Origin of the sequence: Pseudomonas sp. BNK-7, assembly GCF_048072025.1 — a bacterium.
Taxonomy (GTDB): domain Bacteria; phylum Pseudomonadota; class Gammaproteobacteria; order Pseudomonadales; family Pseudomonadaceae; genus Aquipseudomonas; species Aquipseudomonas danubii.
This window is the reverse complement of sequence record NZ_CP182252.1, coordinates 5,184,698-5,205,360: the sequence shown is the minus strand read 5'-3', so window position 1 is coordinate 5,205,360 and position 20,663 is coordinate 5,184,698. Positions and strand designations below refer to the sequence as shown.

Sequence of the window (20,663 nt, the reverse complement as noted above, 5' to 3'; positions counted from 1 at the left end):
TGGGCATCATGTTCACTCGTGTGCCGCAGCCGCTGGCCTATGCAGAGGCACTGCTGGCGCAATTCTCCGCTTTGTCCCGGGCGACGGAAGGCGCTGTGCTGCTTGAAGACTTTGTGCGAGGCGCAGCACAGCTCAGTGGCTGTGAACTGAGTCAGCTGTATCTGCTCGATGCCACCCATAGCTGCCTGCAACTGCGCGCCGAATGCCTCGGTGGCCTTTTGCAACCGCGGGAAGTGATCAACCTGCCGAGCGATTACAGCGGTGAGCAACTGCTGCAGTTTGCCCTGTGCCAGAACCGGGTGGTGAGCCTGGTGGGTCTGAACCACAGCCTCCACGACACCAGCTTCCTGCCCGTGCACGGCGCTGCGTGGCAGTCACTGTTATGCGTACCGCTGGTCAACGCGCGCAAGGCTGTCGAAGGCTTGCTGTTGTGTGCCAGCCCGCAACAGCAAGACCTGCAAGCCTTTGCCCAGTCGTTGGGCCAACTGGGGGCGTTTGTCCTTGGACAATGGGCGTTGCTCCAGCGTTTGCGCCTGCCTGCGGGCGAGCCTGCGCCGCTTCTGCCCCCCGAGGTCATCACCAGTGGTTATGGCCTGATCGGCACCAGTCCGGCGATGCGCCAGGCCTATCAGTTGATCAGCAAGGTCCTGCACAGCCCTTACACCGTGTTGCTGCGTGGCGAAACCGGTACCGGCAAGGAAGTGGTGGCGCGTGCCATTCATGATTACGGCCCGCGTCGTTCCCAGGCGTTTGTGGTGCAGAACTGCGCGGCGTTTCCGGAAAACCTGCTGGAAAGCGAGTTGTTCGGTTATCGCAAGGGGGCGTTCACGGGCGCTGACCGCGATCGCCCCGGACTGTTTGATGCGGCCAATGGCGGCACTTTGTTGCTGGACGAAATCGGCGACATGCCGCTGTCCCTGCAAGCCAAATTGCTTCGGGTACTGCAGGACGGCGAGATCCGCCCGTTGGGCTCCAACGACACGCACACCATCGACGTGCGGATCATCGCCGCCACCCACCGCGATCTGGCGGCGCTGGTGGGCGAGGGCAAGTTCCGTGAGGACCTGTATTACCGCCTGGCTCAGTTCCCGATCGAGTTGCCGGCGTTGCGACAGCGTGAAGGCGACATTCTCGACCTGGCCCGGCATTTTGCCGACAAGGCCTGTGCCTTCCTGCAAAAGGACCCGGTGAGCTGGTCGCCGACGGCCCTCAATCATCTGTCCGGTTACGCCTTTCCAGGCAACGTGCGCGAGCTCAAGGGGCTGGTGGAGCGTGCAGTGCTGCTCTGTGAAGACGGTGAACTGATGGCCGAGCATTTCTCCCTGAACGTTGAAGTCATGCCCGAAGAGTCGGGTCTGAACCTGCGCGAGCAGTTGGAAAAAGTCGAACGCCATCTGTTGCTCGATTGCCTGCGCAAGAACGACGGCAATCAGACCCTGGCGGCCCGGGAGCTGGGATTGCCCCGTCGCACGCTGCTGTACCGCCTGGGGCGCCTGAACATCAATCTTGATGACTTTGTGGTCTAGCGAGGCATGCAGCCTTGGCTGGTTTTTCGTACTTCTGGGCGCGCCTGCAAGGGAGGGCGTCTTGTGCACTGTCTACCTATGGAGACCTTCTGATGTCTGTTCGTCACTGGCAAGCCGTCCTCTTGACCCTGGTTGTTGTGGTCGGCCTCGGCGCCTGCAGCGGCAACTACAAATTCAACGATGACACCTATCGCCCGCTGGGTGATCCGCAGGCGGTCAATCGCGGCAAGTGAGCGCAAGGAGCAGCATCATGGAACTGGTTTTTGAAGTGCTCAATGCCAAGCAATTCGTGCCGGCGGACGTGAGCAGCAAAACTTTCAGGCGGGCGGGTGGCACCATCGGCCGGGGAGAGGATTGCGAGTGGCAGATTCCGGATAGCAACCGTCATCTGTCCAACCATCATGCGCTGGTCAGCTACCGCGATGGCCAGTTTTTCCTCACCGATACCAGCAGCAACGGTATTCAGGACCGTGGCAGTGGCGCGCGCCTGCGCAAGGGCCAAGCCCAGCGTATCGAGCAGGGCAGTGTCTACCTGCTGGGGGATTTCGAGATCCGTGCACGCCTGGTGCAAGCCCCGGATGCCTTCGCCGTTGAAGCCGGTCGTCCACAATCGGCCGGCAGCATCATTCCGGATAACGCATTCATTGACCTCGACCCGCTCAACGCATTGGACCAGCAGGAACACAGTGGGGCAGAGCTAGACGAGCTGAGCGCGCTTGATGTGCCACACCAGGAGCCTGGACAGCGAGCTGACTATGCCCGCATCGATAGGGAATGCCTGTTGGTCCCGGAACTGGTGGCCCCCCCCGAGCCGCAGGCGCTACCCGAGCCCAAGGCGCCGGCTTGCCAAAGCGAGGCTTTCTGGGCGCGTTTTGGCGCGGTCCTGGGGGTGGATCTGCAGACGCTCGATCACGATCAGCGCGAGGCCCTGGCAATCAATGTCGCGGGGCTGTTCAAGCAGAGCATGGGGGGCTTGCAGCAGAGCTTGCGAACCCGCAGCGAGCTGAAAAACGAGCTGCGCCTGGCCCTCACCACGGCCCAGGGCAACAGTCAGAACCCGCTCAAGTTCGCCGTGGATTGCGAAGCGCTACTGGGCATCCTGCTGCTGGACCACAAGCCTGGGCAACTGTCTGCCGAGCAGGCGATTTCCCGCGCTTTTCGCGACCTGCAGGCGCACCAGGTGGCGCTGCTCAGCGCCAGCCGCGCAGCAGTGCGTAGCACCCTCGAACACTTTTCGCCGCAACAGCTGACGCTACGTTTCGAGCGCGATGGCCAGCAACCGTTGCTGGCGACTTCCGGTAGCCGCTGGCGAGCGTACCGCCGCTATCACCAGGCGCTGTGTCAGGACGACGATTGGAACGAGCGCCTGCTGGCGCGGGATTTTGCTCAGGCCTATGAAGAGCAGATCCGCCTGATCTCCACCCTCCACCTCGATGATCAAGGATGACCTGCATGTCTCGCCGTACCCACCCATTACTCAAGGCCCTGACGCTGCTCATGGCCTTGGCGCTGTTGACCGGCTGCGCATCGATGTCGCCGTATTCGACCCTGACCAAGCTGAACCTGAAGCTCAGTGCCAGCGACCGGCTCAACCCCGACCTCAATGGGCGTGCGTCGCCGATCGTGGTGCGGTTGATGGAACTCAAGCATCCCGTCGCGTTCGAGAACGCCGACTTTTTCAGTCTCTACGAGCGCGCCAGGGAGTCCCTGGCACCGGATCTGGTGGCCAGTGAAGAGCTGGAGTTGCGCCCGGGGGAAAGCCTCGAATTCAAGTTGCGGGTCGAGGACGGGAGCCGTTTCGTCGGCGTGCTTGCGGCTTATCGTGATTTGCCGGAAAGCCAGTGGCGTTATGTGGTGCAGCTCACCCCGCAGGAGGTGACCGAGGTCGGCCTGATCCTCGACCAGTCCGGCATCCGCAACAGCAACGATGTGTCCACCCAAGCGGATGACAATTGATGAACGTGCATAAAATCATTTGGCAGGAAGGCATGTTGCTGCGGCCTCAGCATTTCCAGCACAACGACCGTTACTACGATTACCAGATGAAAACCCGTACCCAGCTGCTGGGTAGTTACAGTTGGGGATTTCTGGCGCTGGAGATCGATCTGCAGTTCCTCAACATGGGCAAGCTGGTGATCAGCCGGGCCTCCGGTATCTTGCCGGACGGCAGCCTGTTCGAGCTGGGGGACGATACCGAGCCACTGGCCCTGGATGTACCGCCCAACACGGGGAGCACGCCGGTCTACCTGGCTTTGCCGCTGGTCACGGGCAACCACATCGAAGCGCGGCGCGCAGAGCAATCCGATGTGCTGGCGCGCTACATCGTCTACGAGGCGGAAATCGCCGACTCCAACGCCGGTGATGATTCCAGCAGCCAGCTCAGCTGTGCCCGTCCGGACTTCCGTCTGCTATTGGGCGAGCAGCAGAGCGGGCAGGCCTATGTGAAGTTGAAAGTCTGTGAAGTGCTGGATGCCACCTCCGATGGCGTGATCAGCCTCGATCCGGATTTCGTGCCGACCTTCCTGCACACCCATGCCAGCACCTATCTGCTTTCGTGCCTGAAAGAGATCATCAGCATGCTCAGTCATCGGGGGGAAACCATCGCCGAGCGGATTCGCTCCAACGGCAAGGTCGGTGGTGCCGAGGTGGGCGACTTCATGATGCTGCAACTGATCAACCGCACCGAACTGCTGTTGCGCCATTACCTGGATCTTGAACATGTCCATCCGGAGGAGCTCTATCGCTCGCTGCTGGTCATGCTCGGGGAGCTGGCGACTTTCGCCAGTGACAGCAAGCGTCCACGGCTGGACAGCCGCTATCAGCACAGCGACCAGGGGGCGAGCTTTCGCAAACTGATGGACGCCATTCGCCAGGTGCTGTCGATGGTGCTTGAGCAGCACGCCATCGAACTGGTGCTGCAGGCCCGTCAGTACGGGGTGCTGGTGTCGCCGCTGCATGATCACAAGCTGCTGGAGTCGGCCTCGTTCGTGCTTGCGGCCAGTGCCAACTGCGACTCTGAAGAACTGCGTCATCGCTTGCCGTCGCACCTCAAGGTCGGACCGGTGGAGAGCATTCGGCAACTGGTCAACCTGCATCTGCCGGGGATCAAGGTCCGGCCCTTGCCGGTGGCGCCGCGACAGATCGCATTCCACTCCAACAAGACCTATTTCATCCTCGACCTCAGTCCCGAGGACTTGGCGCAACTGGAGCGTTCGGGCGGTTTCGCCTTCCACGTCTCCGGTGAGTTCGCCGAGCTTGAACTGAAATTCTGGGCCATCAGGAACTGAACGACATGATCAAGGATCTGGAACACCCTCAGGACGATAAAACCGTTTTGCTTGACCGCCTTGGGCATGGCCCGGAGCGCAACCCGCTGACCGACTTCGCCGATCCCCCCCGTTTCGAGCAGTTAGAAGAACGGATGATCTATGCCGCACGCCTGGGCCCTGCGCAATCCTTCAGCGTCAGCCTCAACCCGCTCGTGGCGGCGGCGTCCGACCTGCTGTCGGAAGTGGTTCGCCTCAAGCACAGCACGTCTGCCGAAGACTTGCGTGCACTCAATACGCGCCTGAGTGCCGGCCTCAGGCAGTTCGACACGCGAGCCCTGCAGGACGGTGCGCAGAGCAGCCAGGTGATGGCCGCCCGCTATGTGCTGTGCACCGTGGTCGACGAGGCGGTGGTGAGCACCTCTTGGGGCAATGAAAGCCAGTGGTCGCAAATGAGTCTGCTCAGCAGCTTTCACAACGAAACCTTCGGCGGCGAAAAGTTCTTCCAACTGCTGGATCGGCTGTCGAAGAACCCGGTCAAGCATCTGCCGATGCTGGAGCTGATGTACCTGTGCCTGTCGTTGGGGTTCGAGGGCAAGTACCGGGTCATTCCCCGCGGCGTGCTCGAGCTTGAGGGGATTCGCGACGCCTTGTACCGGCAGATCCGCCAGCTGCGGGGCGATGTGCCTCGTGAGCTGTCGCCACATTGGGAAGGGCTCGGCGATCAGCGTCGCAGCCTGGTGCGCATTGTGCCGGGGTGGATGGTTGCGCTGTTCACCGTGGTTTGCCTGCTGGTGATGTACTCGGGGTTTGCCTGGGTGCTGGGCCAGCAGCGCGAAAGCCTGTTGCAGACGTATCAACCGCTTGACCCGGTGGTGGTCCAGCCCCAGCAGTAAGACAGGGACGTGTGATGAAAAACTTCTTCAATAAAGCCGGCGCCTTGCTGCGTCAGACCTGGGTCTGGACGCTGCTGTTGGTGCTGAGTGTGGCATCGCTGGTGTGGTTCGTCGGGCCACTACTGGCCGTCAACGACAACAAGTTCTGGGCCAGCGCAACCTCGCGCCTGCTGACCATCAGCGCGTTGTTCCTGATCTGGGGGCTGGCGATGGTCTTTGTCAGCTGGCGCGCCGGTGTCCGCAAGAAAGCCGTCTTGGACAGCGAGGCCGGGCAGCAGCGCATGCAGCGCGACGAGTTGATCGACCAGGAGCACAAAGAGCTCCATGAGCGCTTCAAGGACGCGCTGCGCACCCTAAAGACCTCAAGCCTGTACCGCGGTCGCAGCGAGCGTTGGCGCAGTGACCTGCCCTGGTACCTGCTGCTCGGTCCACAAGGCAGCGGCAAGACCAGCCTGCTGGACTTTTCGGGCCTGGAGTTTCCGCTCAACAAAATGGGCCGCAAGCTGACCCGCGACACCAGCGGCACCCGTCACTGCGACTGGTACTTCGCCGAGCATGGCGTGCTGATCGACACGGCCGGCCGCTACCTGAGCCAAGGCGCCGCCGACGTCGACGCCAGTGCCTGGAACACCTTGCTGGGTCTGTTGCGCAAGCGTCGTCGTGGCCGCCCGCTCAATGGTGTGCTGGTGACGGTTCCGGTAGCGGCACTGCTGAGCGCCGACGAGCAGGAACTGGAGACCCTGGCGCAGCAGGTGCGTATGCGCTTGCAGGATGTTCATCAGAAATTGCATGTCGATGTCCCGGTCTACCTGGTGCTCAGCAAGGCCGACCAACTGGCGGGGTTTGACGAGTTCTTTGATCACATGAGCCGTGAGGAAAGCGATCAGGTACTCGGCGCCAGCTTTGGCAAGGAACAAAGCGGCACCGATGTGGCAGTTCTTCGCCAGGAGTTCGAGGAGTTGCTGCGGCGCTTGAACAGCCAGGTGATCATGCGCATGCACCAGGAGCGAGACACCCAGCGGCGTGGGCGCATTCTCGACTTCCCACACCAATTGGGACAGATCGGAGAGCGCTTGTGCCTGTTCGTCGACATGGCATTCACCGGCAACCGCTATCAGCGCCCCAGCCAGCTGCGGGGCTTTTACCTGACCAGTGCGCCGCACCTGATCGAACAGCTCGATCAAGATACGGCCAGTATCGGCGCGACCCTGGGCATGTCGGCTGCCGTCCTGCCGACCCTGCGCGGCGGTCGCTCGCGCTTTATTCATCACCTGTTGAGCCGGGTGATTTTTCCCGAGGCCGACTTGGCCGGCCTGGACCAACGCGAGCGCCGACGCATTCACTGGGGCCAGCGTGCCCTGTACGTGGGCGCCCTGGCGGCCCTGGCGGTGTTTGGCATGCTGTGGGCGGGGAGCTTCTCGGCCAACCACGGGCGCCTGGAGCAACTGCGTTCACTGGCGCAGAGCTGGAGTGAGCAACGCGCGGCCTTGAGTGCGCGGGATGACGCGCAGGCCCTGCTCAAACCTCTAGACACTCGTTATGCGGCCACCCAGGTCTTTGCGCCCGGGGGCGAGGTGCCGCTGCATGAGCGGGTTGGGCTGTATCAAGGCGATGCCAGCCGTCCGGTGCTCTTGCGTGCCTATGAGCGTGAGTTGCAGGAGCAACTGTTGCCAAGGGTTGCGCAGATGCTCGAAGGGCAGGTTCGCGCCAACATGCGCGATCGCGAACGCCTGCTCAACAGCTTGCGCGCGTATCTGATGCTGAACCTGCAGGATCGCCGTGATCCGCCCTTGCTCAAGGACTGGGTGGCGCGAGAATGGTCGAGCCGCTACGCCGGCAACAGCGCCTTGCAGAACGGTCTGAATGGGCACTTCGAACGCCTGCTCCAATTGCCATTCAGTTATCCGCTCAACGAGGCTCTGGTGAGCCAGGCCCGTCAGGTGTTGCGCAGCGAATCGTTGGCCAACGTGGTCTACCGAGTGCTGCGCGAGCAGGCTCGCAGCTTGCCGCAATACCGTCTGAGCCAGCACCTGGGGCCACAAGGCAATCTGTTTGTCGGCACTGACTATGTGATCCCGGGTTTTTATACCCAGCAGGGTTATCAGCAGTATTTTTCGATCCAGGGCACGGCGCTGGTCACCGATATCCTGCGTGACAACTGGGTGCTGGGCGAAGGTTCGGGAATCAGTGGCATGGATCTGCGTCGGCTGATGGTCGAGCTGGAGCAACTGTACTTTCGCGACTATGCCAACCACTGGAGCGAAGCCCTGGGCCGGGTCAGCCTGCCGCCGTTCAACGATGCCGGCGATGGGGCCGAACAACTGGCCAGTCTGACCGCGGCCAACTCGCCGCTCTTGCAGTTGCTGGTGGAGATCCGTGAGAACACCCGCTTCCAGAGCGTGCTCGAGGCTGCCGACGAGACGGCGCAGGCTGGCAAGACCGGGGATGCAGCTCCGGCTGCGCAGGGCGAGGGGCTGGCCGCTGTCGCAGGTAAGGCCCGCCAGGCCCTGGCCAAGAGCCTGCCGGATACGGCGAAGAAGGCGCTGCAACGTCGCTTCGACCCGCTGCACCGCTTGCTGGACGACAACAACGGCCCAGCGGCGGACCTGACCCCGGCGTTGCTGGCAATCAACGACCTGCAGCTGCAGCTGTCCAGCCTGGCGCGGGCCAGCCAGCCTGATCAGGCTGCGTTTGAAATGGCCAAGGCGCGCATGAGCGGCCAGCGCGATGCCCTGAGTAGCCTGCGCAATGCCTCGGTGCGCCTGCCGCGTCCGGTGAGCCTGTGGTTCAACTCGCTGGCCGAGGACGCCTGGCGCCTGGTGCTCAATGATTCGTACCAGTACCTCAACCAGCGATACCAGAGCGAGCTGTACAGTTTCTACGGTAAGGCGATCCGCAAGCGCTATCCGTTCAATGCCCATAGCACCAGCGATGTGGCCGTCAACGATTTTCGCGAGTTCTTCAAGGCTCAGGGCATCGCCGAGCGCTTCTTCGACACCTACATACGACCTTTCGTCAGTGGTGATCCGGGTAGCTACCGCTTGCGCAGCATCGACGGCCAAAGCCTGCCGATCAACAAGGCGTACCTTGAGCAGATGGTCGCCGCGCAAGTGATTCGCCAGGGATTCTTCGCCGAGAACCCGGCCGAGCCCCAGGTGCAGTTCAGGCTTGAGCCCTACACCCTCGACCCGGCGGTGAGTCGGGCCGAGTTCCGTTTTGGCAACCGGCAACTGGAATACCGGCACGGCCCTATTGTGCCGATGTCCTTCAAGTGGCCCACCGATGCTGAAGAAGGGCGTGCCAGCCTGGTGTTGGACAAGATGGTCGGCCGGCCCATCGGTATCGAGAAGAACACCGGGCCCTGGTCGTTGTTCCGTCTGCTCGACCTGATGCAGACCGAGTACCTGACCGGTCGTGATGTGCTGGTACTCAAGGCCGAGCTGGGTGGCTTGCGTGCCAACTATCTGCTGCTGAGTCAGCGCACGCCGAACCCGTTCGACATGGGCGTGCTGCGCTCATTCCGTATGCCGGCGCAGCTCTGATGTCGGGTGCCGGCACTTGGCGCAGCGCCGCACGGACCGACCCGGGCAAGGTGCGGCTGCGCAATGAAGATGCCTTTCTCGATTGCCCGGAGCAGGGGCTCTGGGTGGTCGCCGATGGCATGGGCGGCCACCAGTGCGGAGATGTTGCCAGCCAGCTGATTGTCGCCAGCCTGGCGGAGTTGTCGCTGCGTGACAGTTTCGAGGGGCGGCTCAATGACTTGCGCCAATGCCTGCACTGGCTCAACCGGCGCCTTGGCCAGGAGTTGACGGTCAGTGTGGGGCGCCAAGACAGCATAGTTGGCAGCACCGTGGTGGCGTTGTTGCTGCAAGGCAACCGCGCGGCCTGTATCTGGGCGGGCGACAGCCGCTGTTATCTGTGGCGTGGGCAGTGCCTGTATCAACTGTCCAAGGATCACTCGCTGAGGCAGCAATTGGTGGACGAGCAACGGATGAGTCCGGAACAGGCCAGTGCTCATCCCGATGCCAATGCCCTGACTCGCGCGGTGGGCGCCAGCGAGCGGTTGGCCCTGGATGTGCTGGAGTTCGAGGTCCATGCGGGCGATGTTTTTCTGCTGTGCAGCGATGGTCTTTACCAAGGACTTAGCGGAGATGCCTTAGGCCGGGCGCTGAGCCTTGCGTCGCCACGGATCGCCCTGGAGCGACTGTTTGAAGGGGCATTGCGCGGCGCCGCCAGAGACAACCTGACGGCCGTGGTGATCCGCCAATGACGGATATGAAGCCCGATATGCAGCGCATCCTGGCCGGTGAGGCTGAGGCCGGCGACCTGACCTATTTCGCCTTCGTCAAACCCCCACCTGCTGCGCCTGCCGTGGCGCGTCCCAGGGGCAAGGGCCGCAGCCGGGCGCGAAAGCGTGGCAAAGCCAAAGCTGCGCAAATTGCGCCGGTAGGCACGCTGCCGCGATTGCTGGCGGGTCGCTATCGTCTTGAACGGCTGCTCGGTGCTGGAGGCATGGGCACGGTTTATCGCGCGCGCGACCTGCTGCATGAACAGTTCGGCGACCCCGATCCCTACATCGCCCTCAAGGTGTTGGGCGAGGAGTTTTCCGAGTCGCCGGATGCGAGCCTGGTGCTGTATAGCGAGTTCGCCCTGACGCGCCGCTTGCGCCATCCGAACATCGTGCGTTTGCACAGCTTTGAAGTGGATGCCCAATGTCACTGTGCGTTCATCACCATGGAGCTGATGCGCGGGCTGACGCTGGACAAGCTGCTCTGCGAGCACCCGACGGGCCTGCCGTGGACAGCCTTGCAGGAGGTGGCCGTGCCGCTGCTTGACGCCCTGGCTTACAGCCACGGGCGCGGCGTGCTGCATGGGGATCTGAAACCGAGCAACGTGATGCTCGGTGAAGAGGGCGTGCGCCTGTTCGACTTCGGCCTGGGTCAGGCCGAGGCGGGTGTCTTGCCTGGCCTGCCTCACTTGAGCCGCAGTCGCTTCAATGCCTGGACGCCGGGCTACGCTGCCCCCGAATTGCTGGAGGGCGGTGTCTTGTCGGCCGCTGCCGACCTGTATGCCGTGGCTTGCGTGATCTTTGAACTGGCCTCTGGCAAGCATCCCTTCCGAGGCTTGCCGTCGACCCAGGCGCGTGATCAGCGACTGGAGCTTACCCTGCAGGCGCCCAAGCATCTTCCGGGGCATTGCTGGCCCGCCCTGCGAGCGGCGTTGGCCTTCAATGTGGAGGAGCGTAGCGACGGCCTTCAGGCACTGCGTGAGGCGCTGGGCGCGCAACCGTCCTGGATATCGCGCTGGATGTCGCGATGCAGAAGATAGCCCGTGAGCGGGGAGGGTTGCGGTCTTTTTCGTCGGGCTCGGAAGGCCAATGGTTATCTAAGTGGAGATGGGTGTCATGCGTCAAAGGGATTTGCAGTTCACGTTTTCCGTGCTGACCGCACAGGTAGCGTTCGAGGTCGTCGAGTTCACCCTGGAAGAAGCCTTGTCCGAGCCTTTTCGCCTGACGCTCGAACTGGCCAGCGACAACGGTGCCATCGATTTTGGCCAGATCCTCGACCAGCCGGCCTTGCTGACGATCTGGAAAGGCGGCCTGCAGGTGCGGCATGTGCACGGCTTGGTCAGCAGCTTCACCCAGGGTAAAACCGGCTTTCGCCGCACCCGTTACCGCCTGCTGGTGGAGCCGCAACTAGCTCGGCTGGCCCTGAGCTCCGACTGGCGTATTTTTCAGCAGAAGACGGTGCCCGAGATCCTCAAGTCGGTGTTGGACGAGCACGGCGTTCTTGATTACCAGCCCTACATCCACACCCCGCATGCGCCACGTGAATACTGCGTCCAGGCCGGAGACACCGACCTCTATCTGTTCGACCGCCTGTCCACCGAGGAAGGCCTGTTCTATTTCTTCAAGCACGATGCCAACGCCCACACCCTGGTCCAGGGTGACAAGTTGTACGTCCAGGAGCGCATCCCGGGCGGGCCGGTGCTGTACAGCACCCAGCCGGCCGGGGATGCCCCGCAACCGGTGCTGTACGCCTTCAGCTACACGGAAAACGTGCGTACCGCCGAGCAGACGCAGCGTGACTACAGCTTCAAGCGCCCGGCCTTCGACCAGCAGCAGCGCATGCTCGGCGATGACCTTGAGCATCAGGCCCAGCACTATGAGCGCTACGATTACCCGGGCCGCTACAAGAGCAGCACCGTCGGCCAACCCTTCACCCAAAACCGCCTGCTGGGCCATCGTCGCGATGCCCGGGTGGCGACGGTGGAAGGGGATGATCCGCGGCTGATTCCGGGGTTTTCCTTCCAACTGACCGGGCACCCGCGGGGCGACTTCAACCGCTGGTGGCGCTCGGTGCGCATCATCCACAAAGGGATACAGCACGCCAGCCAGCAAGAAGAGGCTGCCGGTGCCGAGATGGGCGTGAGTTACGACTTCAGCGCCCAGATCATTGCCGAGGACTGCGAATGGCGGCCGATGCCACTGCCCAAGCCGGTCATTGACGGGCCGCAGATAGCCACGGTGGTGGGCCCGGAAGGCGAGGAGATCCACACTGATGAATATGGCCGGGTAAAAATTCAGTTCCCTTGGGACCGCGAGGGCAAGCACAACGGCTTCAGCTCCTGCTGGGTGCGGGTCTCGCAGAACTGGGCGGGGGCGCAGTGGGGCCATATGGCAATCCCGCGCATTGGCCAGGAAGTCATAGTCGATTATCTGGATGGCGACTGTGACCAGCCGATCATTACCGGACGCACCTACAGGGCCAGCCATAGGCCGCCCTACCGCCTGCCGGATCACAAGACGCTCAACACCCTCAAGAGCAAGGAACACAAGGGCAGCCGGGCCAACGAACTGCGCATCGATGACACCACCCAGCAAATCAGTGCGGCCTTGATGAGCGACCACGGCAGCAGCGCCTTGCACCTGGGGTACCTGACCCATCCCCGGCCCGAAGGGGGCGCACCCCGTGGCGAGGGTTTTGAACTGCGCACCGACGAGCACGGCGCCTTGCGCGCGGCCAAAGGGCTGCTGCTCAGCACCGAAGCGCAACTGCAGGCCAATGCCGGGCAACTGCAGCGTGGCGTGGCCATCCAGGTGCTGGAGGCCGCGCTGCAACTGGCCAAGGGGCTGGGCGACTATGCGCAAGACCATCAAGGCGTCGGACACGACACCCAACCACAGCAAACCCTCAGCGAAGCGGTGCGCGACCTGGGGCATGGCGCCAACGACGAGTCGCAGCAGAGCAACGGCGGCAACCCGGCCATCGCCCTGAGTGGCCAGGCGGGTATTGCCGCGGTGTCTCCCCAAAGCATCACCCTGGCGGCGGGCGAGCATATCGACAGCATCGCCCAGCAGAATCAGCAGCTCACCTCGGGGCAGAAATTCGTGGTCAACGCCGGTAGCGATCTGGGCCTGTTCGCCCAGAGCGGCGAGATGCGCCACATCACCCACCAGGGGCCGATGTTGCTGCAGGCGCAACAGAACAGCATTCGCCTGGAAGCGGATCAGAGCGTGGAAGTCAGCGCGGGCCAGCAGCACGTGCTGGTGTCTGCCAAGGAGCACATCACCCTGATGTGCGGCGGGGCCTACCTGACGCTCAAGGGCGGCAATATCGAGCTGGGCATGCCGGGGGAGTTCACGGTCAAGGCGGCCAAGCACAGCCTCGTGGGCGGGGCCAGTCTTGCGGCGCAGTTGCCGAACTTCAACGTGGGCGATACCCAGCGGCGCTTCATGCTCAAACAGATCGATGGTCAGTCGGCCATGCCCAACGTGCCCTACACGATCACCCTGGCCAATGGCGAAATCGTCGAAGGCGTGACCGATGCGCAAGGCGCAACGCAGCTACTGCAGAAAGATGCCATGAGTATTGCCAAGGTGTGCATGAAGCGTTCGAGCAAGCAAAGCGGTTCCTGATAGGAGACCAGTACATGTATGAGGTGCAGCCGAGGAAGAGGCTCAAGGACTACAACATCAAGCAGCAAGGAGACATTGTGCGTGATTACTACCGAGGTCTGGATTCTGGAAACACTCAGCTCCTGACGAAGCTCAAGCCTGTATTGAGCAACTTTCCGGCGGGGTACTGAAGCATGAAGGGCCTGCTGTTTGCTGTGTCCTGTGGGGTTCTGCTGATGCCATGGCCAACATGGGCCGTGTCCAAACGTCCTCCGGAAACTCCAGTGACGATCAATTCCGGTCGTCCAATAGCGGACCTTCGACCTCTGTTGGCGGACACCAACAACCTGGAGATCACCCATGTGCTTCTCTGCCGTCGGACCGCCAGCAAGTGTTACGAAACGCTCTGGGATATTGATCTTCCTGATGGCTGGATTCAGCCGCAAATAGAGTTGTTGGGCGACTACCCCGGTGCTTTGGTCAGAACGCAGAACCGCAAAGCGCTACAGCCGGGGGGTAGTTACAACCTCAATATTCATTTCAAGGAGCGCGGTCGTTGGCATAAACAAACAGTATCCAGCACCTTTTTGGAGTTTTGTCTGATAGACGAAGGGGAGGGGGTAAAAGTCCAGGAATCGGCGCTTTGCCTGGCTCGAAGAAATGCCGAAGAGCGGCAATCACTGCCCTGAATCGATGGGGTGTAGCCCGTAATCTGGATGCTTGCTGTTCATGCCTCAATGAGGATAAGCACGATCAAAGATGAGCTGCAGATGAGGGCTGCCGACGTCGCCCAAAGGGGCAACTGAGTCCTTGGCAAAAATCGAATTCACATTGAAAAAACTGCGTCAGGGTACCAAGTCATGAAGTCTGATATATCGCCTTTATTCCTGTTGATCGCCCTGATCGCAACCTCTGTCCAGGCCGTTTCCAGAATGCCGCCAGCGACCCCAGTCTTGATCAGGGATAACCAGCCTGTCGTTGATCTGCGTCTCCTGTTGGCTGAAACCAACAATCTAGAAATTACGCATGTGCTTCTCTGCCGCCTTGGCGCTCAGCGTTGCGATGAAACGATATGGGACATTGCGCTCCCCGCTGGTTGGCAGCGGCCGGATCTCACCTTGTTTGGCAACTACCCGGGAGCAACCGTAAGGGTTCTCAGACATGAGGCTTTACAACCAGGAGGCAGTTACAACCTGTTCATTCATTTCAACGAGCGGAGCCGACTGCACCAGCAGACGGTCGACAACACCGTTACCGAGTTTTGCCTGGAAGAAAAATCTGACGCCTTGCGCGTCCTGACCCGCGCAGATTGTCGGGCTCGAAGGATCGCAGCGCAACATCAAGGAGGACCTGCACAATGAATGACGCCGTTCGGATGAGGACCATTTGCACCGCTGAAGCGATCACCCTGCCAGGCGGTGGCGACGTCCACCTGATCGCGCCGCCGCCCAAGCCCTGCGTGACCATCGTGGTGCACGGTGTCAACGACCTGGCCGGTTGCTACGAGCGCATCGAGCGCGGCCTGTGCGAGGGGCTCAACGAGCGCCTGGACATGTCGCCGACCTTGCCCAATGGCGTGAGCAACCCGGGCTTTCTGCGTCCGGCCAGCTACAGCCTGCCCGAGGACGATGACGGCAAGGCCCGCAACCCCGACGCGGTGTACTACCGGCGCAAGTTCGCCGCGGCGGCCAACGGCGCCGACACCCGCAGCGTGGTCATACCGTTCTACTGGGGCTTTCGCGAGGAAGAGCGGCACATCATCAAGGACGCTCCCCACGGCGAGTGGATGGATCGCAACAGAAACCGCCTGGACAAGGCGGGCACCAAGGAAGGCGGACAATTCGCCAATGCCACCACCAACCTTCCGGACATGTGGGGCGAGGGCTTCAACGGTTATCCATTCGGCATCGTCCCGCTCAACTTGATCGGTGGAACGCGAACTCACCCGTTGTTTGCCGCCGCGGGGCGTCGTTACATGGTGCTGGCGGCGATGCGTCTGGCAATGCTGATCAAGATCATCCGCAAGCGCTACCCGAACGACACGGTGAATCTGGTGGGCCACAGCCAGGGCACCTTGCTCGGGTTGTTGGCCCATGCTTTTCTCAAGGATCAGGACGAGCGACCGGCTGATGGCTTCATCATGCTCAACTCGCCTTACAGTCTGTTCCAGCCCAATACTGAAAAGACCCAGAAGTGGCTCGAACAACAAACCACGCCGGCGCGTATTGCCACCCTCAAGGGCATTCTCCAGTTCATCGCCCAGAAACCGAATCCGGTTCCGGCCCTGTCCAGCGTCGCGCTGAAAAACTGCCAGGGCTATGGCGCCATTGGTGGGCCGGGTTGGAGCGGCGGTCCTGCGTCGCACAGCACAATCGATGGGCAGCGCGTCTCATTCAATGAACGTGACAACCGTGGCTGCACTTACCTTTACTTCACTCCTCAGGACCAAACCGTGGGCCTGGGCAACGTCCAGGGTATCGGTTGGCAGGGCGTCGGCGACACCGTGGATGGCCTGCCGGCGCGAACGCAGCTGCCGCTGAGTTTCCATCAGCGGATCTTTACCTTGCGCAAGCGCAACAACGAAAAGGAAGCCGTCGGCAAACAGGTTCCCCCCTACATCTACCCACTGCTGCTTGAGGGGGAGGCAACCTGGGAGGACACCGGTTTAGGGCTGCTGGATCGCAGCGCAAGGGCCAATCTCAAACCGGGGGCACGGGTGATGTTGACGGCTCCACAATTGCCCATACCGGCAGAAACCGATTTCGCCACTGATGGCGTCATGACTGCGCCTGGTGAGGATTCGGACAGTGGCGTGTACCAGATAATGGACACACTGGACCCCATCGATGCCGCTATTGGCCTGAGCAATGACAAATCGCTGCGTATCAAGTCGGCCTGGCGCCCGAAGGACACGCAATACGCCCGTCAGGAGACGATGGAGGAGGCCATTGCCTTCAAGCATGGCCGTGATGTCGCGAGCGTTAAAAAGGCCCGCGACGAGATCTACGAGGTGTCCCAGCACGCTCACGTGTTTGCGGTACGGGCGATGGGTGATGGCCAGGTCCTGGTGACGCGTGGAGAGACTCCCTATGAGGCTCGTTTGCGCCTGCAAAGGGAGGCGTATCAAGAGCCGCAGTCGTTTCACTCGGGGATTCCTAACAACCCGGAGCACAGTCGACGAGTACTGGCCTATGACGTGGCGATTGGAGCAGGTGAGAGCGTGGATGATGTGACGTTCTATGCGTATTTGTGTCGGGTGGCGGATTGGCGGTTGGATTGGAAGAGGACTGATGAGGTCATAACTGGTCAAGATGATCAGGCTCCTGATCAACCAGATGAAGCGATTGAAACGTTTTATCTACAAGAGCAAGCCACTAACCGAAAATTAATCGATGCCACGATTGAATATCGAACTACAGGGACGCTACCTAGTTTGGTCGGGGACACTATGCCCTCTTTAGTAGGGGCCCAGACATGGGGCGAAGAAAAACTTGGCAAACCCATCCGCTTTGGGGGTAAAGCCTGATGCGCAGCTTATTCCTGTGTTTATTGATTGCCAGCTTGCTAGTGGCCAGTCATCAGTCTGAAGCGGACGAAATCTCATTGATAACAGTTCGCTGTTTTGCCAGCCCTGCTACGGCCGTTACTGCCAATATCCCTGTCAAGGAGGCGGCTTCAATGCCCACCAATACTCGCTACCGCGCCCCAACCATGTCGCCTCGCCTTGAAACCCTGGATGTGCTCAGCATTGGCGTGAGTCTGGATGTTTTTCGCCAGGGAGATATCTGGAAAACTTTGCAAGAGCAGAATGCGAGAGAGCCGGAGGCTCTGCATGTCGGCAGTATCCTGCCCATGGACCCGAAGAAATACCCGGTGACTGCCGATGATAAAAATATGGCTTATACAAAACGCAAAGCCGATGCATTGGAACTGGGATTACGCAATTTTTTAGAAAAGTGGCCAATTCCCACCATTACGGTTGTCCGTGGTTGGAGTCCTCAAACACCGAACCTGCGGTTCAGGCCTGAAAGAACCCAAGTAATGCTCACCAGTATGGTGAATAGTTACCGGACAGACTCGGGCTTACATTGGCATCGCATCCAAAATGTTCAGGATGGAATTGTCTGCAACGACACTCCTGAAGCATTGGTAGAAAACCTGTTCCGACTTTTCGAGCACAACCCTGATCTTCCTGCTGTTCTGGTTTATAGCGTTGAAGGCATCAATATGGCTGGCGCTCTATCAAGCAAGGACATTTCCTTAAAATCGCTTGGGGCTGTCGCGGGCCCACGCCAACCTGACAAACTCACCGACGCCATGGTCGCCTTAGTCGTCGGTCGCCCCGAACGTGTCGAATGGCTGCGCTATTACGCACCCTTCACCAAGGTCAACAAGAACAAGATCGATCCTGAATTCACCGGTTGGGGCTGGCGTAAACCGGCGGTGGAGTTCCAACCTTCGGAGTTCATCCCGCAACCCTGGACCGAGCGCGCTTTTGAACAATGGGACGCCTTGCCAGTGCTGGCCAGGATTCATCGCCCGGTCACGGTTTCCCTGCAGCGCCCGGACAACGGCGAGCGCCTCAAGCGCGAAGCCTTGACCACGCAACTGGCCGCTGGCTGGAAAAAAGCCACTGATGCCGTTGCACCAGCACCGGCCCGGGTGTTCTACGACGGCGGCCTGAACAGCACGCCACTGGCCGAGTTGCTGCCCGCGTTGACGGCTGCCCGCAGCTCGTTGGATTTGCTCGACTCCCGCGAGGGCTACGACCTGACCCAGCGTTTGGGCGATACCGGCGCCGCCTCGCCGTTCGTGGGTATCGCGCTGGCGACCATGGCCAGTTACCAGAATGCCGATACCAGCGTGGTGATGCCCATGCGTCGACAGGACCAGGTTACGATCATCAGCGTGACTTCGCCGACACCCGGTAAAAAACCTCTCGACAACAAGTTCGGCGTCAACCTGATGCCTCAAACCGCCAGCCATGACGACGGCGCCTCGGTAAAGCCCGCGCCGGCTGCTCCTGCCGCATCGCGGATGTCGGTTGTGGAAGAGGACTACACGCTGGAAGAGTTTCTGGCTGAGTTGAGGCCCAAGGACAATTGGATGGATGATCTCTAGCGCTGGCTGATCAAGCTGCGCTGAAGACCCAGGTCAAAGGGAGAGGGCTGTTTCGATGCATCGCATAATGTTGCTGATTGGCTGCTTGTCGTTACTCAGTCAGGGTGTTCAAGCCGCCGAACTGCCCCTGACTTCTGGTCGTTGCTTTGCTAGTCCGGCCACGCTCGTGACGGCCTATACCTCAGACAGGAAGGCTTCCACCATGACTGTTGAACCTCGTTACCGTGCACCGACTACTTCCCCGCGATTGGACACCCTGGATGTGCTCAGCATCGGTGTGAGTCTGGATGTCTTTCGCCAAGGAGATATCTGGAAAACTTTGCAAGAGCAGAATGCGAGAGAACCAGAGGCTCTGCACGTTGGCAGCATCTTGCCGATGGACCCGAAGAAGTATCCGGTGACGGCCGATGACAAGGATTTGGCTTATGCAAAACGCAAAGCTGATGCGCTGGAGCTGGGATTGCGTAACTTTCTGGAAAAATGGCCGGTACCCACCATCACGGTGGTCCGTGGTTGGAATTCCAATACGCCGAACTTGCGCTTGCGACCTGAAAGAACTCAGGAAATGCTCACCAGTATGGTGAACAGCTACCGGACGGATGCGGGCTTACATTGGCATCGCATTCGCAATGTGCAGAACGGCGTGGTCTGCAATGACACTCCAGAAGCTTTGCTAGAAAGTTTGTTTCGGCTTTTTGAACACAACCCTGACTTGCCTGCTGTGCTGATCTACAACGTGGAAGGCTTCAACATGGCCTTGGCATTAACTACGAAAGGCAAAGACAACAAGCCTGTAGGTGTAGGAACCGGCCCACGACAATCAGGTGAACTTACCGACACTATGGTCGCCTTAGTCGTCGGTCGCCCCGAACGTGTCGAATGGCTGCGCTATTACGCCCCCTTCACCAAGGTCAACCAGAACAAGATCGATCCCGAATTCACCGGTTGGGGCTGGCGTAAACCGGCGGTGGAGTTCCAACCTTCGGAGTTCATCCCGCAACCCTGGACCGAGCGCGCTTTTGAACAGTGGGACGCCTTGCCAGTGCTGGCCAGGATTCATCGCCCGGTCACGGTTTCCCTGCAGCGCCCGGACAACGGCGAGCGCCTCAAACGCGAAGCCTTGACCGCTCAACTGGCCACTGGTTGGAGCAAAGCCACTGATGCCGTTACACCTTCACCGGCCCGGGTGTTCTACGACGGCGGTCTGAACAGCACACCTCTGGCCGAGTTGCTGCCCGCGTTGACGGCTGCCCGCAGCTCGCTGGATTTGCTCGACTCCCGCGAGGGCTACGACCTGACCCAGCGTTTGGGCGATACCGGCGCCGCATCGCCGTTTGTGGGCATCGCGCTGGCGACCATGGCCAGTTACCAGAATGCCGACACCAGCGTGGTCATGCCTCTGCGCCGCAAGGATCAAGCGACCCTTATCACCATCACCTCGCCGACACCCGGGCAAAAGCCCGTTGGCAACAAATTTGGCATCAACCTGATGCCTCAAACCGCCAGCAGTGATGACGGAGCCTCGGTAAACCCTGCGCCGGCTGCTCCTGCGGCATCGCGGATGCCGGTTGTGGAAGAGGACTACACGCTGGAAGAGTTTCTGGCCGAGTTGAGGCCCAAGGACAATTGGATGGATGACCTTTAAGGTCGCTAAGGAGTGGGCATGGAGATTATTCGACTTGGGGACAGTACCAGTCATGGCGGTACTGTGATTGAGGCATTCGGCCAGACCGACTTGAACGGGAAACCCATGGCGGGTGTCGGGCACAAGGTTGTGTGCCCTCTGTGCAAAGGGGTGTTTCCTATTGCAGAAGGCAGTGCCCTGTTGGATGTCGGTGGTATTGCGGTGGCCCTTGACGGTATGAAAACCGCGTGTGGTGCCAGCCTGATCGCGAGCGGTCCCAATGCAAGCGCGGCGCGTTAGCCGGGTATCGGCGTCGAAGTGTTCAAGAGCGCA

16 protein-coding genes are annotated in these 20,663 nt (G+C 60.8%); all 16 read left to right on the top strand.

Annotated features, from left to right (window positions below; translation table 11 throughout):
- Window positions 1–8 precede the first annotated feature (8 nt).
- Window positions 9–1,526, top strand: a complete 1,518-nt coding sequence (locus ACMGF8_RS23555) for a sigma-54 interaction domain-containing protein (protein ID WP_416757335.1) — start codon at window positions 9–11, stop codon at window positions 1,524–1,526.
- Window positions 1,527–1,618: 92 nt separating this feature from the next.
- Window positions 1,619–1,759: a type VI secretion protein gene (locus ACMGF8_RS23550; protein ID WP_102864953.1), complete on the top strand. Its 141-nt coding sequence runs from the start codon at window positions 1,619–1,621 to the stop codon at window positions 1,757–1,759.
- Window positions 1,760–1,776: 17 nt separating this feature from the next.
- Window positions 1,777–2,973 carry a type VI secretion system-associated FHA domain protein TagH gene (gene tagH, locus ACMGF8_RS23545; RefSeq protein WP_416757332.1) on the top strand — a complete coding sequence of 399 codons (1,197 nt, stop codon included), beginning with the start codon at window positions 1,777–1,779 and terminating at the stop codon, window positions 2,971–2,973.
- 5 nt (window positions 2,974–2,978) lie between these two features.
- The gene (gene tssJ / locus ACMGF8_RS23540; RefSeq protein ID WP_102864955.1) at window positions 2,979–3,482 is read left to right on the top strand and encodes a type VI secretion system lipoprotein TssJ; all 504 of its coding nucleotides are present in this window, start codon (window positions 2,979–2,981) and stop codon (window positions 3,480–3,482) included.
- Entirely contained in the window at window positions 3,482–4,813 is a 1,332-nt protein-coding gene (gene tssK / locus ACMGF8_RS23535; RefSeq protein WP_416757329.1) for a type VI secretion system baseplate subunit TssK, read from the top strand. The genes tssJ and tssK overlap by 1 nt, the downstream gene beginning before the upstream one ends.
- A gap of 5 nt (window positions 4,814–4,818) precedes the next feature.
- On the top strand, window positions 4,819–5,688 hold the full coding sequence (gene icmH / locus ACMGF8_RS23530; RefSeq protein ID WP_207166100.1) for a type IVB secretion system protein IcmH/DotU: 870 nt from the start codon (window positions 4,819–4,821) through the stop codon (window positions 5,686–5,688).
- 14 nt (window positions 5,689–5,702) lie between these two features.
- Window positions 5,703–9,230 (top strand): type VI secretion system membrane subunit TssM, encoded by a 3,528-nt coding sequence (gene tssM / locus ACMGF8_RS23525; RefSeq protein WP_416757327.1) that lies wholly within the window; start codon window positions 5,703–5,705, stop codon window positions 9,228–9,230.
- Complete coding sequence (locus tag ACMGF8_RS23520) at window positions 9,230–9,958, top strand: PP2C family protein-serine/threonine phosphatase (RefSeq protein ID WP_102864959.1); 729 nt, start codon at window positions 9,230–9,232, stop codon at window positions 9,956–9,958. The genes tssM and ACMGF8_RS23520 overlap by 1 nt, the downstream gene beginning before the upstream one ends.
- A complete protein-coding gene (locus ACMGF8_RS23515) occupies window positions 9,955–11,016 on the top strand; it encodes a serine/threonine-protein kinase (RefSeq protein ID WP_207166098.1) in 1,062 nt (353 codons plus the stop codon). The genes ACMGF8_RS23520 and ACMGF8_RS23515 overlap by 4 nt, the downstream gene beginning before the upstream one ends.
- A gap of 76 nt (window positions 11,017–11,092) precedes the next feature.
- Window positions 11,093–13,606: a type VI secretion system Vgr family protein gene (locus ACMGF8_RS23510; protein ID WP_416757324.1), complete on the top strand. Its 2,514-nt coding sequence runs from the start codon at window positions 11,093–11,095 to the stop codon at window positions 13,604–13,606.
- 173 nt (window positions 13,607–13,779) lie between these two features.
- On the top strand, window positions 13,780–14,274 hold the full coding sequence (locus tag ACMGF8_RS23505; protein ID WP_207166096.1) for a hypothetical protein: 495 nt from the start codon (window positions 13,780–13,782) through the stop codon (window positions 14,272–14,274).
- A 171-nt stretch (window positions 14,275–14,445) separates the two neighbouring features.
- Complete coding sequence (locus ACMGF8_RS23500) at window positions 14,446–14,946, top strand: hypothetical protein (protein ID WP_207166095.1); 501 nt, start codon at window positions 14,446–14,448, stop codon at window positions 14,944–14,946.
- Window positions 14,943–17,111 (top strand): effector protein Tle3 domain-containing protein, encoded by a 2,169-nt coding sequence (locus ACMGF8_RS23495; RefSeq protein WP_416757321.1) that lies wholly within the window; start codon window positions 14,943–14,945, stop codon window positions 17,109–17,111. Before ACMGF8_RS23500 ends, ACMGF8_RS23495 begins: the two co-directional genes overlap by 4 nt.
- Entirely contained in the window at window positions 17,111–18,706 is a 1,596-nt protein-coding gene (locus ACMGF8_RS23490) for a type VI lipase adapter Tla3 domain-containing protein (protein WP_416757319.1), read from the top strand. Before ACMGF8_RS23495 ends, ACMGF8_RS23490 begins: the two co-directional genes overlap by 1 nt.
- Before the next feature lie 55 nt (window positions 18,707–18,761).
- A complete protein-coding gene (locus ACMGF8_RS23485; RefSeq protein ID WP_416757317.1) occupies window positions 18,762–20,351 on the top strand; it encodes a type VI lipase adapter Tla3 domain-containing protein in 1,590 nt (529 codons plus the stop codon).
- An 18-nt stretch (window positions 20,352–20,369) separates the two neighbouring features.
- Window positions 20,370–20,630, top strand: a complete 261-nt coding sequence (locus ACMGF8_RS23480; protein ID WP_416757315.1) for a PAAR domain-containing protein — start codon at window positions 20,370–20,372, stop codon at window positions 20,628–20,630.
- The last annotated feature ends 33 nt before the right edge of the window (window positions 20,631–20,663 follow it).